14 protein-coding genes are annotated in these 11960 nt (G+C 61.7%); 7 read left to right on the top strand and 7 right to left on the bottom strand.

Going from position 1 to position 11960, the window contains the following annotated elements; genetic code table 11:
* Positions 1 to 9 precede the first annotated feature (9 nt).
* Positions 10 to 459 carry a response regulator gene (locus E8L22_RS05990; protein ID WP_136524283.1) on the bottom strand — a complete coding sequence of 150 codons (450 nt, stop codon included), beginning with the start codon at positions 457 to 459 and terminating at the stop codon, positions 10 to 12.
* Between the two features lie 175 nt (positions 460 to 634).
* Between E8L22_RS05990 and E8L22_RS05985 the strand changes: the two genes are divergently transcribed.
* The 3 genes from E8L22_RS05985 to E8L22_RS05975 all read left to right on the top strand — a co-directional run bounded on the left by E8L22_RS05985 (position 635) and on the right by E8L22_RS05975 (position 3697).
* Entirely contained in the window at positions 635 to 826 is a 192-nt protein-coding gene (locus E8L22_RS05985) for a twin-arginine translocase TatA/TatE family subunit (RefSeq protein WP_135869089.1), read from the top strand.
* Positions 827 to 940: 114 nt separating this feature from the next.
* On the top strand, positions 941 to 2818 hold the full coding sequence (locus E8L22_RS05980; protein WP_136524282.1) for a GspE/PulE family protein: 1878 nt from the start codon (positions 941 to 943) through the stop codon (positions 2816 to 2818).
* A gap of 27 nt (positions 2819 to 2845) precedes the next feature.
* The gene (locus tag E8L22_RS05975) at positions 2846 to 3697 is read left to right on the top strand and encodes an HDOD domain-containing protein (RefSeq protein WP_136524281.1); all 852 of its coding nucleotides are present in this window, start codon (positions 2846 to 2848) and stop codon (positions 3695 to 3697) included.
* A 15-nt stretch (positions 3698 to 3712) separates the two neighbouring features.
* Here E8L22_RS05975 and E8L22_RS05970 read toward each other — a convergent pair whose 3' ends face one another.
* The 6 genes from E8L22_RS05970 to E8L22_RS05945 form a co-directional block, all read right to left on the bottom strand.
* On the bottom strand, positions 3713 to 4090 hold the full coding sequence (locus E8L22_RS05970) for a response regulator (protein WP_136524280.1): 378 nt from the start codon (positions 4088 to 4090) through the stop codon (positions 3713 to 3715).
* 403 nt (positions 4091 to 4493) lie between these two features.
* Complete coding sequence (locus E8L22_RS05965) at positions 4494 to 5006, bottom strand: hemerythrin domain-containing protein (RefSeq protein ID WP_136524279.1); 513 nt, start codon at positions 5004 to 5006, stop codon at positions 4494 to 4496.
* A 65-nt stretch (positions 5007 to 5071) separates the two neighbouring features.
* Positions 5072 to 5635 (bottom strand): quinol:electron acceptor oxidoreductase subunit ActD, encoded by a 564-nt coding sequence (locus E8L22_RS05960; RefSeq protein ID WP_136524278.1) that lies wholly within the window; start codon positions 5633 to 5635, stop codon positions 5072 to 5074.
* Between the two features lie 39 nt (positions 5636 to 5674).
* Positions 5675 to 5860 carry a DUF6496 domain-containing protein gene (locus E8L22_RS05955; protein WP_129124983.1) on the bottom strand — a complete coding sequence of 62 codons (186 nt, stop codon included), beginning with the start codon at positions 5858 to 5860 and terminating at the stop codon, positions 5675 to 5677.
* A 35-nt stretch (positions 5861 to 5895) separates the two neighbouring features.
* Positions 5896 to 6048, bottom strand: a complete 153-nt coding sequence (locus E8L22_RS05950; RefSeq protein ID WP_129124984.1) for a DUF3309 family protein — start codon at positions 6046 to 6048, stop codon at positions 5896 to 5898.
* 40 nt (positions 6049 to 6088) lie between these two features.
* On the bottom strand, positions 6089 to 7708 hold the full coding sequence (locus E8L22_RS05945; RefSeq protein WP_136524277.1) for a DUF748 domain-containing protein: 1620 nt from the start codon (positions 7706 to 7708) through the stop codon (positions 6089 to 6091).
* Positions 7709 to 7968: 260 nt separating this feature from the next.
* On the opposite strand from E8L22_RS05945, the gene ku reads away from it, so the two are divergent.
* From ku to E8L22_RS05925, 4 genes are all read left to right on the top strand, one after another.
* Positions 7969 to 8745 carry a non-homologous end joining protein Ku gene (ku, locus tag E8L22_RS05940; protein ID WP_136524276.1) on the top strand — a complete coding sequence of 259 codons (777 nt, stop codon included), beginning with the start codon at positions 7969 to 7971 and terminating at the stop codon, positions 8743 to 8745.
* A gap of 316 nt (positions 8746 to 9061) precedes the next feature.
* Positions 9062 to 9790: an SRPBCC family protein gene (locus E8L22_RS05935; protein WP_136524275.1), complete on the top strand. Its 729-nt coding sequence runs from the start codon at positions 9062 to 9064 to the stop codon at positions 9788 to 9790.
* Between the two features lie 35 nt (positions 9791 to 9825).
* A complete protein-coding gene (locus E8L22_RS05930) occupies positions 9826 to 11043 on the top strand; it encodes a zinc-dependent alcohol dehydrogenase (protein WP_136524274.1) in 1218 nt (405 codons plus the stop codon).
* A gap of 35 nt (positions 11044 to 11078) precedes the next feature.
* A complete protein-coding gene (locus E8L22_RS05925) occupies positions 11079 to 11939 on the top strand; it encodes an SDR family oxidoreductase (RefSeq protein WP_136524273.1) in 861 nt (286 codons plus the stop codon).
* The last annotated feature ends 21 nt before the right edge of the window (positions 11940 to 11960 follow it).

Below are 11960 nucleotides of genomic sequence, written 5' to 3'. Positions count from 1 at the left end.
AACAGGGGATCAGGCCGTGGCGCAGCCTCGGGTGGGGGGGAGCTGGTTCACGCTGAGCCAGTAGTTCATCACCTGCTTCATGTTGTCGCAGAACTGGCCGTAATCCACCGGCTTCCTGATGTAGCTGTTGGCGCCCAGGCGGTAGCTGTCGAGGATGTCCTGTTCCTCGGTGGAGGAGGTGAACACGATGACGGGGATGGAGCGGGTGCGTGCCTCCTCCCGCATGCGCCGGAGCACCTCCAGGCCGTTCACCTTGGGGAGCTTCAGGTCGAGCAGCACGAGAATGGGGACCGGCACCTCGTGCCTGCCCGCACCTTGCCCCCCGCCGAACAGGTGCTCCAGCGCCTCGGCGCCGTCGCGAGCCACCACGATGCCGTACGGCATGTGCTTTCTGATCGCCCTCAGCGTCAGGGCCTCATCGTCAGGGTTGTCCTCGACCAACAGGATAGTTTTGTTCACCTTTGTTCTCCTTGGCCTAGAGATGGCGAGACTGCAGCTGTATAACAATTCCTGCGGCATGATGCAATATTTTTAATAATTTTCCTCTAAACTGGCGTTTAATCCAGATGTTGCTTTTTTCGATGGCCATGTGCCATACTGCACGCGCTTAGAGAACTCACAAAGGGAGGGTCACATGTTCGGATTCGGAATGCCGGAGCTCATCATAATTCTCGTCATAGTACTCGTGGTGTTCGGCGCAGGCCGGCTTCCCGAGATCGGCGGTGCGCTTGGCAAAAGCATCAGGAACTTCAAGAAGGCCTCCAGCGGCAAGGACGAAATCGAGATTAAAGCAACCCGCCCGGATGACGATAAGAAAGGGAGCTAGCTCCAGCTCATTAGTTTCCGTCCCGTCGAAACAGAGGTCCCCGCTGCAGCTTGTGGGGGCCTCTTTGTTTTTTGGGCAGTCGATAAAGACGCCGCACGGGACACCGAGGGGATCATGAAAAAGAAGGATTCGCACGCGTCCCAGGGCGCCGGCCAGATCGTCGAGCTTCTCGTCAGCACCGGTGTGATCAGCCACGACCAGCTCCTCTACGCCCAGCGCGTGCACGGCAAGTTGCAGTCCGCGAAGACGCTCATCGACGTCCTCCAGGAACTCGAGTTTCTCAAACGCGAGGACGTGGCGCGCATCCTGCGTGAGAACAGCCTCTCGATAAGGATCGGCGACCTCCTCGTGGAACTCGGTTACCTGAAACAGAGCGAGCTCCTCACCGCCTTGAACCTGCAGAAACAGGAAGGGGCACGGCGCAAGATGCTGGGCGACATCATCATCGAGAAGGGGTTCATCGAGGAGCGCAGGCTGGTCGAGGTGCTCTCGTTCCAGCTGGGCTTTCCGGTCGCCGAACTCGAGTTCCGCAAGCTGGACCGCAAGCTCTTCGCCAAGGCACCCTTCGAGGTGTTCCGTGACGAGCTGTTCGTACCGTACGCGACCGACGACGAAGGTGCCGTCCTGGTCGCCTTCGCCAATCCGCTCGAAACCTATTCGCGGCTGAGCGCCGAGCGCATCTTCGGCAGGACCGTGAAACCCGCGATAGCCACACGGAACGCCATACTCGCCGCGATCGCCTCCGCGCAAAAATCGGCGGGGAGCGAAAGCGCCGCCCCCGACGAGAGCACCGTCGTCGGCATGATCAACAAGCTCTTCGACGAAGCCATGACCCTCGGCGCCAGCGACATCCACATAGAGCCGCTCAGGGACCGCCTCCGTATCCGGATGCGCCATGACGGCGTCATGATGCCGCACCTGGAGCTCGCGCCGCAGATCTCCTCCAGAATCAAGGTCATGTCACAGGCGGACATCGCCGAGAAAAGGCGCCACCAGGACGGCCGCATACTCTACGAAAGCAGGCAGCACGGCTTCAACCTCGACATGAGGGTCTCCTTTTACATCACCCTCTTCGGTGAGAAGATCGTCCTGCGCCTGCTCAACAAGAAAGAGGCCATCCTCGCCATCTCCGACATCGGGATGGCGCCGCGCATGCTCAAACAGTTCGTGGAGGACGCCCTGGAGACCCCTTCCGGGGTCATGATCATAACCGGACCCACCGGCAGCGGGAAGACCTCGACCCTCTATGGGTGCGTAAGCCACCTGAACAACATCAACACCAGCATCATCACCGCCGAGGACCCGGTCGAGTTCGTCATCGAGGGTGTGTCGCAGTGCTCGATCAACCAGAAGATCGGCGTCACCTTCGAGGAGACCCTGCGCCACATGGTGCGCCAGGACCCGGACGTCATCGTGCTGGGGGAGATCCGCGACACCTTTTCCGCCGAGACCGCTATCCAGGCGGCGCTCACCGGGCACAAGGTGCTCACCACCTTCCACACCGAGGACAGTATCGGCGGTCTTTTGCGGCTGATGAACATGCAGATCGAGTCCTTTTTGATATCGTCCACCGTGGTCTGCGTCGTGGCCCAGCGGCTGCTGCGCCTGGTCTGCAACGACTGCGCTGAGACCTACGTTCCCACACCGGCCGAGTACGGCAGGATGGGGTACTCCGCGAAGGACCTGGCCGGCGCCACCTTCCGCACCGGGCGCGGCTGCCCCCAGTGCCGCTTTACCGGGTTCCGGGGCAGGACCGCCATCTTCGAGCTTTTGATCATGAACGAGCCGGTGAAGGAGGCCATCCTGCAGAGCAAGTCTTCGGCGGAGATCCGGCGGCTCAGTATCGAGACCTCCGGGATGGTGACCCTTTTCGAGGACGGACTGGTGAAGGCCGCCGACGGGAAGATCTCGATCCAGGAAGCGCTGCGCGACCTGCCGCGCATAGGGAGCCCCCGCCCGCTGCGTGAATTGAGGCGCATCCTGGGAAGCTGACGGAAAGCGGCAAGGAGATACTGCGAAATGAACGAACAGGCCTCTATCGTAGAGGTGATCAAGGAACGGCTCGCCGCCGGCACGCTCAGCGTCCCGGTCTTTCATGCCGTGGCGGTGAAGCTGCAACAGGCGCTGGCCCGCCCCGACTTCGACATAAAGGAGGTGCACCAGCTCCTCAATGCCGACCCGGGGGTCGCCACCCGCGTGCTCAGGGCCGCCAACTCCTCCTTCTATGCCGGGCTCAGCAAGGTAAGCACCATCCGGGAGGCGATCATACGCCTCGGCTCGAAGGAGGTCGCGAACCTCGCCATGGTCACCACGCAGCGCGACCTGTACAAGTCCGACGACATCAGGTTCAACGCCATCATGCAGACGCTCTGGAAGCACGCGTTCTGCTGCGCCGTGGGAAGCCGCTGGCTGGCGCAAAAGGTGGGTTTCGGCGCGCAGGCGCAGGAGGCTTTCCTCGGCGGGCTCCTGCACGACCTGGGCAAGCTCTTTCTTTTGAAGTGTCTGGAGGAAGTGTCGCGTGAGGAGCGCTTCAAGGGAGGGGTGATTCAGCCGGTACTAAGGGAGGTCCTGGCCACCCTGCACGTGGAGCAGGGGCACCAGTTGATGGTGCAGTGGCAGCTGCCGCAGATCTACTGCGACATCGTCGCCGGGCACCAGCAGGAGCGCTGGGATCAGGCGAACGTGCTGCTCGCCATGGTGCGGCTCTCGAATCTTACCTGCAGGAAAATCGGCGTGGGCCTCAACCGCGACCCGTCCGTGCTCCTGTTCGCCTCGAGCGAGGCCCAGGTGCTGGGGCTTAAGGAAACGGCCCTTGCCGAGTTGGAAATCATCATCGAGGATAACGCCAAGACCCCGGTGCTATCCTCCTGAGGGCAACCGCAGCGGTCAGTGCAGCCAGCGCTTGAGCTGCTCCGCGTCGAGCGGTTTGGGCAGCACCGCCACCACGCCCAGGTTGCGGCATTGCTCCAGGTCCTCCGGGTCCTCGGACGAGGAGAGGGCAAAGACCTTCAGCTTCCTGGTGCGCTCGTTACTGCGCAGCTTTTGCAGCACCCCCACGCCGTCTATCTTGGGCAGTTTCATGTCCAGGAGCACGAAATGGGGGTGGTGCTCACCGCCGACCTCCCCGCCCAAGAGCATCCCCAAAGCTTCCGCACCGTCGCGCGCGACCGCAACATTGCTGTAGCCCGCCTTTCTCAAGGCCCGCAAGGCGAGTTCTTCGCAATTGCTGTTATCTTCGACCAGCAAAATCTCAGCGTCTTGCATAACGCCTCCACAAACTGCGTTCCGGGGGCCGGTCAGACCGGCATACTGGGGTTCCAGGTTTAAAGCTTGGCGATAATTATTAAGCACATTCAAACCTTGCATTGACTCGATATCCACCTGAGCTGGGCCTGGCATGGTTCTCATAGCGATGACACAGGCAACGCCGCCGCCTCACGATTCCACTCATGCCGCTGAAATAGCGGCATTATTTTCAGAGATACGAACGGTTACGAAAGTTGTGAGTATCGCTATGACATTGTACCGCAGCCCCTGTGAGCTGAAAATTATTTTATAACATACATTAAGCTACACACAAGCATTCTTTTTCAAACAGTAAGACAAAAAAACGCCGCCCGGCCAGTCAAGCCGGTGCGGCGCCTTTTTCCCGCGTGCCGTCATACCGCTAACCTTCCACGGGTGCCCCCCGTGAAGGCCGGTGCCCTTCCCGCTTGCTCTTCTGGAACGACAAGGCGATCTCGTGCTGCTGCTCCTTGCCCAGAGCCTTTCTTGCCATCTTGAAGATTTCGCGCTCTTCCTCCTGCATGTGGTGCTCGACGATCTCACCAAGCACTTTGAGCTTCGCCACCCAGCGCTCGTCATCGACCGCCAGCGATTTAAATGTGCCGAGCATGGTCTTGGCAACCTGGTGCTCCTCGTAGGACTGCAGGACGTGGTCGCGCATCTCCTCGTCCTGTTCGAGGGCACTGTAGAAAAAGCGCTCTTCCCCTTCCATGTGCAGTTCCAGCTCCTCCTCTATCTGGGCGAAGAGCTTCTGCAGCGAGGCGATCTCCTTTTTCCCCGCCTTCTGCGCCTTATCGAAGAGATAACGCGCCTTTTCGTGGTCCTGTTTCAGCACGTCGAAGATGGTCATCTCCGCCTTGCCGTGCGACTCGCTCGTCTTCTGACCCGTTGGCATCTCGTCTCCTCCTGCGCCGTTACCCCGGCAGGTGGAGGCGGCTTGCGCCGCCCCCACGGTCGAGCTTACGCCATTCCCCTCGGTTTAGGTTTGTCGGAGGACGCGAAATCAGCCTTCGCCTCGCCTTCGGACCCGATGTCCTGCGCTCCGGTCTCCCTCAGGATCTCCATGGCGCGCTTTTTCCAGTCCGCATTGTCGCAGTGTACCGAGAGGAGGATACCCCCTTCCTTCACCCTCCCTTCATAACGCTTCGCCTCGTACTCGGGAATCCCCATGCCGACCAGGGCGCCGGCGATCCCGCCGATCACCCCGCCCGCACCGAGACCAGCCAGGGCCGCCACGATGGGGCCTGCCGCGATAAACGGACCGACACCGGGGATGGCGAGGGCACCGATGCCCGAGAGCCAGCCGAGAGCGCCGCCGATTACCGCACCGGTCCCTGCGCCGGTAGCGGAGCCTTCAGGGACCTTGGTGTGCTTTTCGTGGGCGAAGTCCTTGGTGCCTACGTTCTCGGAGAACAGCACCGAGATGTCCGTGTTGCGAAAGTCCGCGGCACGCAGAGAATCGACGGCCTGCTCGACGCTCTCGCGGCTGCGGTAGATCCCGAAAACTGCGGTGTTCTTTGCCATGACAGCCTCCTTTTCCTTTCTACAGGTTTGCGGTGCCCGTCACTTCTTCTTCGGAGGCTCAGGCACCTTGGCTCCCTTCTCGCGCGCCTCCGAAAGTCCGATGGCAACTGCCTGCTTGCGGTCGGTTACCTTCTTTCCGCTGCCACCGCTCTTTAGTTCCCCTTTCTTGAACTTGTCCATCACCTCATGCACCGTTTCCTGCGCCTTCTTTCCGTACTTGGCCATGCATCTTCCTCCCTTTTCCTCCCCTGTACCTGCCGCTAGATGCGACCCATCAGCATCAGGATCAACAGGATCAAAAGGATGAGCCCCAGACCGCCGCTGGGATAGTAGCCCCACCCGGAACTGTACGGCCACGTGGGGAGCGAACCGAGCAACAACAGGATCAGGATGATCAGCAGTATCAACCTCATGGCTTCCTCCTTTTGCGTCTGGTTGTTTTGCCGCCGGAAGTCAGCGCTTTCTCCCCAGTGCCGTCACCTCCTTCTCGAAGGTGGGGAGTATCGCCTTAAAGAACGCGTTTCGCACCAGTTCCACGACGACCTGCCAGGTACTGGTTTTCGGACTCTGCAGCGGGCCGGAGATATCGGCCTTGGTCGCGACCTGGTCGCGCTGCTTGTTTTCCAGGAGCTTTGCGATCCCTCCCACCAGCATCTCGTAGACGCGGTGGAAGAACCCCTTGTTCTTGTCCTGGCGCCGGTCGTAGACCTTCATGTCCTTGAAAAACGGCTTGATATAACCGTTGACGCGGTTGTTCTTCACATGGAGCTCGGTCACCAGGGAGAAGGTCCCCGCGGTTACGTCGAAATCGCCGTAGCTGCGAAGCAGGTCGTTCAGCGACACGAGCTGCGTCCCGGTGACCTTTACGTAGAGGTCGAGGTCGGGCCCCTTATCCTCGGGGCGGAAAGCGGCGGTCGCCTCGGTAACGCCGCTTCCCATGAAACGTCCGGAAAGCTTCGCCCGCGCCGGCCCTTTCGAGAACTGGTTCGAGAAGTTGTCCAGGTAGAGGTTGGCGTCGGAAAGAAAGAGGCGGACCTTTTTCCCGCCGTAATCGTTCACAAAACCAATGTTCGAATCGGTCAGGCTGAAGTGTTCCACGGTGAGGATCAGGTTCGGCTTGTTGCTCACCTCCTTCGCCGCCTTCTTGACCTTCTCCGTGCGCCTTTTCTCGGCCTGCGCCGTCTCCGGCGCATGGATGTAGTCGAGACGCACCCCATGGATGGTGAGCTTTTTGAGCCGCGCCGTCTGGACCTTCCGCCCGTACTCAACGTTACCGTCCGCGCTCAGCACACCACCTTCGATCTTCATGTTCGTGCGGGCGAGCATCGGCGCGAAGTAGCCGAGCGGAACCTTGGCGAGTTCGATAGCCGCCTTCACCGCCGGGGTCGGCTCGGCAAGGAAGTTCGCCCGACCGTCCACGGTGCCGTGACCGCTGCCGAAGATGTCCGTCTCCAAGTGGAAGTTTGATGGGTAGACCTTGTCCGGGAGGTGGATGTTGCGGATGTTGTCCGCCTCCAGCGACAAGTTGGTCAGCCTGAGGGGGCGCTTGTCGTCCGCGTCGATGTAGGTGATGCCGGCGTTGGTGATCTTCAACAGGTTGATCTTCAGCGGATAGATCGCCTCGAAGGCCTGCTGCCACCCCTTCTGCTTCATGGGGACCTTGCTCGCCGCCTCGGTGCGGAGCTGTTGCAGGTTGACGTGGATCTTCGGTCCGTCTAGCCTCATGTCCCCGACGAGCTTCCCGGAGAGGATCTCGCGCCACTGCACGCTGGCACGCAGATACGGGAACTCGGCCACGGGAGGCTGCGGGTGGGCCTGCTGGGATATGGTGAGACCTTTCAGCGTAATGGAGAGGCCGATGAGGCTGAAGTGCAGCTTTGGGAGACGAACCGAATACCCCTTGAGGCTCTGGTTCATCCTTTTTTCCGTGGTGCGCCTTAGCGGTTCGTCGATGAAGAAACTGGCGATGAACACGATGAGGACCAGGGCGATCAGCACCCCGACCACCCAGAGCAGCACCTTCGGCACGACGCCCCCGCAGGTTCGCCCCTGCAACTCTTTGTCTTCAACCATAATGATCTCCGCAGGTTACCGCTGCGCGCGCCTTGCGCGATAAAAACACGTTAATAAATGTATGCACCGTGGTTGTTTTGTCAATCGCCGGGAGCTGTTTAGCGCAAAGAGGATGCACCGCCGGCCTCCCCGGCGTCAGGCGGCGCCGGAGCAGGGGAATTCGGGCGAGCAGGCTCAGACATGGTAGAATTCGTGCTGTGCCGGGGGTGCGCTGAACCGGCTAGAACGGCGGCCGGTTTCGGTGCCTAGAGGAGGTGGATATGAGAGCGATGTGGTCAGGTTCCATCAGTTTCGGGCTGGTCAACATCCCGGTCAAGCTTTACAGCGGGTCGCAGAGTAACTCGCTCGATCTGGACATGCTGCGCAAGAGCGACCTCTGCCCGATCAAGTACCTGCGGGTCTGCAAGTTCGACAGCAAGGAAGTCCCTTACGAGGAAATCGTGAAGGGGTATGAGTACAGCGACGGCGAGTACATCGTGCTCACCGACAAGGACTTTGAGAACGCGAGCCTTGAGAAGACCCATCTGATCGACATCGTCGACTTCATCGAGGAGAGGGAGATCGACACGCGATACTTCGAGAAGCCCTATTACCTCGAGCCCGACAAGAGCGGGCCGAAGGCGTACGCGCTTTTGCGCGAGGCGCTGAAGCGTTCCGGCAAGGTGGGCGTTGCCTATTACGTGTTGAGAAACCGCGGCAGTCTGGGCATTGTGCGCCCGCTCGGGGATCTGCTGGTGCTGAACCAGATAAGGTATGCCGAGGAGGTGCGCGACGCCGCGGAGCTTAAGCTTCCCGGCGACGAGCACGTGAAGGAGCAGGAAGTGGCGCTGGCGCTCACCCTGATCGACCAGTTGACGGTGAAGTTCGACGCTGCGAAGTACAAGGACCAGTACATCGATGACCTGAAGCGGATGATCGAGGAAAAGGCGCAGGGACGGCAACCAGTCGCTGCCAAGGCGCCGCCTCCGCCCAAGGTGGCCGACATGATGGCGCTTTTGAAGGAAAGCCTGAAGCAAAAGCGCAAGGAAGCGGCGTAGTCCGCAGCCGACCAGCCCCAGCGCCTACCCCCTCCCCAACCCTCCCCCTCCGGGGGAGGGGGCTCACGCCGCCCACGCCACCAAGCCGCAGCCCCGCTCCCCGGTCCACTCCCCCAGGCCAACGCCGCCTCCCCACCCCACAAAACATTCCCATGATTCCCATCACTCACATTCTTCCCATTACTCCCATCAGCCCCATCTGCCAAATTTCCCCCATCCTATTGCAAACCCGCCCCGCTCTGTTAGCTTTCTCTAATTGTTTTTCAGCCCCACCTTAATAAGAAACAAACCCCGCAGCTTCCAAGGAGGAATCAGCATGGAACAGAGCGAAAGCGAGCGCAGCGAATCCAGACCGTGGCAAAGGCCGCGGAAGATGAACGTCGGTCCCGCGGAGCGGAAAGCATCCCTGGCCGGAGGTGCGGCCCTGGCCCTTTCGGGGCTCAGGAATCTTAGCCGGAGAAACTACGCCTCCGGTCTCGCCATGATTGCCGCGGGCGGGATGTTCCTCTACCGGGGCCAGACCGGCTACTGCGGCCTGTACGACGCGATGGGGGTGGACACGATGCACACGCAACCGGGCGGTCTCAGGATAGAGAAGGCGGTGACCATCGGCCTGCCGCCGGACGAGGTCTACGAATTCTGGCGCAACCTGGAAAACCTGCCTCGCTTCATGAAGCACCTGGAAGCGGTTGAGGTCACCGGCCCGCGCACCTCGCACTGGAAGGCTACCGGCCCCGGCGGGATCAGCGCGGAATGGGACGCCGAGATGATGGAGGACACCCCGGGACAGCAGATCAGCTGGCACTCGGTGGGCGAGGCGGACATCCCCAACAAGGGGAGCGTCGAGTTCAAGGAGGCGCCGGGCAACCGCGGCACCGAGGTGAGGGTCACCATCGACTACTACCCCCCGGGCGGCGCCGCAGGTAAGGCCGCAGCCAAGATCGCACACGGCATCAACGCCCAGCAGTTGGAAGAGGACCTGAAGCGGCTCAAGCAGATCCTCGAGGTGGGCGAGGAAACCACGGCACGGCGCACCGCCGACTAAACCCGGCTCCCCGCCCGGCGGGGAAAGGAGGAGATATGAGGGCAGTTTGCTGGCACGGCAGACACGACGTGCGGGTGGACGAGGTCGCCGACCCGCAGATCTTGAGCAAAAACGACGCGATCGTGAAGGTGGCGCTCACCTGCATCTGCGGCTCCGACCTGCACCTTTACAACGGCTACGTCCCTACCATGAAGAAGGGGGACATCCTGGGCCACGAGTTCGTGGGGGAAATCGTCGAGGTGGGAAGCCGCGTCACCCGCTTCCATGTCGGCGACCGCGTCATCGTCCCGTTCCCCATCTCATGCGGCGCCTGCTGGTATTGCAAGCACGAGCTGTGGTCCCTTTGCGACAACAGTAACCCGAACGCCTGGATGCTTGAGCATATGTACGGCGACACCGGCGGCGGCATCTTCGGCTACTCCCACCTCTACGGCGGTTTCGCGGGGGGGCAGGCGGAGTACGTGCGCGTCCCGTTCGCCGACGTGGGTCTCGAGAGGATCCCGAGCGGCGTCCCCTACGAGCAGGTGGTGCTCCTGACCGACATCCTCCCGACCGGCTACCAGGCCGCCTACTACTGCAATATCAACCCCGGCGATACCGTCGCCGTCTGGGGGTGCGGCCCGGTCGGTCTCATGGCGATGATGTCCGCACGGCATCTGGGCGCGGAGCGCGTCATAGGCATCGACCGCTTCCCGGACCGGCTGCAGGCGGCGCGTGCCCAGTGCCAGGCGGAGGTCCTCAACTATGAGGAGGTGGATGTCGCTGAGGCGCTGCAGAATATGACCGGTGGGCGCGGCCCCGATTCCTGCATCGACGCCGTCGGTATGGAGGCGGTGGGAACCGGCTTCGAGGGGGTCTACGACTCGGTGAAGCAGGCCCTCAGACTGGAGACGGACCGGGCCTCGGCGCTGCGCCAGCTCGCCAAGGCCTGCCGCAAGGGCGGCACCCTCTCCATCGTCGGGGTGTACGCAGGCTTCGTCGACAAGTTCCCGATGGGCGCGCTCTTCGCCAAGGGACTTACCCTGCGCTGCGGCCAGGCACACGTGCACAAGTACCTGCCGCACCTGGTGAAGCTGGTCGCGGAGCAGCAGTTGAACCCGTCGTCCATCATCACGCACCGGCTCCCGCTGCAGGAGGCCCCCATGGGGTACAAGATGTTCCTGAACAAGCAGGACGCCTGCATCAAGATCGTCCTCGACCCGCAGGCAGGCGCCACGGGTACGGAGCGGGCGCCGCAAGGTGAAGGTGCGTGAAAAAAGGCAGCCGTCCAACGTACAGGAGGTGACCGATGGCTCAGCAGGATGAGAAACCATTCCCGCGCCAACGCCAGGAGCAGCCTGGCATCGAAGCGGAGATGACGCCTAAGCCGCAAAGCGGCGAGTTCGAATACAGGGGAGCCGAGAAGCTGAAGGAGAAGGTCGCCCTGATCACCGGCGGCGACAGCGGCATCGGCCGCGCCGTCGCCATCGCTTTCGCCCGCGAGGGTGCGAGTGTCGCTTTCGCCTATCTCGAGGAGGACCAGGATGCGAAGGAGACCCGCGACATCGTGGAACGCGAGGGGGTGCGCTGTCTCGCCTTCCGCGGCGACGTGGGGCAGGAAGCGTTCTGTGCCGACATCGTGGGGAAGACCGTGGCGGCCTTCGGCAGGCTCGACATCGTCGTCAACAACGCGGCCGAGCAGCACTACCGAGAGGAGCTGGAGCAAATCTCGGAGGAGCAGCTCGAGCGCACCTTCCGCACCAACATCTTCTCCTATTTCTTCCTCACCAAGGCGGCCCTGAAGCACCTGCAGAAGGGGGCCCGCATCATCAACACCACCTCGGTGACCGCTTTCAAGGGGAGCCCGATGCTGCTCGACTACTCCTCCACCAAGGGAGCCATCGTTGCCTTCACGCGCTCCCTCGCCCTCTCGCTAGCCGAGAGAGGGATCCTGGTGAACGCGGTCGCCCCCGGGCCGATCTGGACCCCGCTCATTCCAGGGACCTTCCCGGAGGAGAAGACCGAGAAGTTCGGCACCGAGGTACCGCTAAAGCGTGCCGGTCAGCCGGTTGAAGTGGCGCACAGCTACGTCTTCCTCGCCTCCGAGGGGGGATCCTACATGACCGGCCAGGTGCTGCATCCAAACGGCGGCACCATCGTCGGCGGGTAAGAGAGAAGCCCGGCGCGCCGC

It is taken from the genome of Geomonas ferrireducens (assembly GCF_004917065.1).
Lineage (GTDB): Bacteria > Desulfobacterota > Desulfuromonadia > Geobacterales > Geobacteraceae > Geomonas > Geomonas ferrireducens.
The sequence above is the reverse complement of the archived record's forward strand: the minus strand, read 5'-3'. Positions and strand labels throughout refer to the sequence as shown.

What these genes read in the sequence shown, in the direction of transcription:
- E8L22_RS05930 (WP_136524274.1), top strand. Translation starts at nt 9,826, where the DNA reads ATGAGGGCAGTTTGCTGGCACGGCAGACACGACGTGCGGGTGGACGAG.
- E8L22_RS05950 (WP_129124984.1), bottom strand. Translation starts at nt 6,048, where the DNA reads ATGAGGTTGATACTGCTGATCATCCTGATCCTGTTGTTGCTCGGTTCG.
- E8L22_RS05935 (WP_136524275.1), top strand. Translation starts at nt 9,062, where the DNA reads ATGGAACAGAGCGAAAGCGAGCGCAGCGAATCCAGACCGTGGCAAAGG.
- E8L22_RS05925 (WP_136524273.1), top strand. Translation starts at nt 11,079, where the DNA reads ATGGCTCAGCAGGATGAGAAACCATTCCCGCGCCAACGCCAGGAGCAG.
- E8L22_RS05970 (WP_136524280.1), bottom strand. Translation starts at nt 4,090, where the DNA reads ATGCAAGACGCTGAGATTTTGCTGGTCGAAGATAACAGCAATTGCGAA.
- E8L22_RS05960 (WP_136524278.1), bottom strand. Translation starts at nt 5,635, where the DNA reads ATGGCAAAGAACACCGCAGTTTTCGGGATCTACCGCAGCCGCGAGAGC.
- E8L22_RS05945 (WP_136524277.1), bottom strand. Translation starts at nt 7,708, where the DNA reads ATGGTTGAAGACAAAGAGTTGCAGGGGCGAACCTGCGGGGGCGTCGTG.
- ku (WP_136524276.1), top strand. Translation starts at nt 7,969, where the DNA reads ATGAGAGCGATGTGGTCAGGTTCCATCAGTTTCGGGCTGGTCAACATC.
- E8L22_RS05980 (WP_136524282.1), top strand. Translation starts at nt 941, where the DNA reads ATGAAAAAGAAGGATTCGCACGCGTCCCAGGGCGCCGGCCAGATCGTC.
- E8L22_RS05975 (WP_136524281.1), top strand. Translation starts at nt 2,846, where the DNA reads ATGAACGAACAGGCCTCTATCGTAGAGGTGATCAAGGAACGGCTCGCC.
- E8L22_RS05985 (WP_135869089.1), top strand. Translation starts at nt 635, where the DNA reads ATGTTCGGATTCGGAATGCCGGAGCTCATCATAATTCTCGTCATAGTA.
- E8L22_RS05965 (WP_136524279.1), bottom strand. Translation starts at nt 5,006, where the DNA reads ATGCCAACGGGTCAGAAGACGAGCGAGTCGCACGGCAAGGCGGAGATG.
- E8L22_RS05955 (WP_129124983.1), bottom strand. Translation starts at nt 5,860, where the DNA reads ATGGCCAAGTACGGAAAGAAGGCGCAGGAAACGGTGCATGAGGTGATG.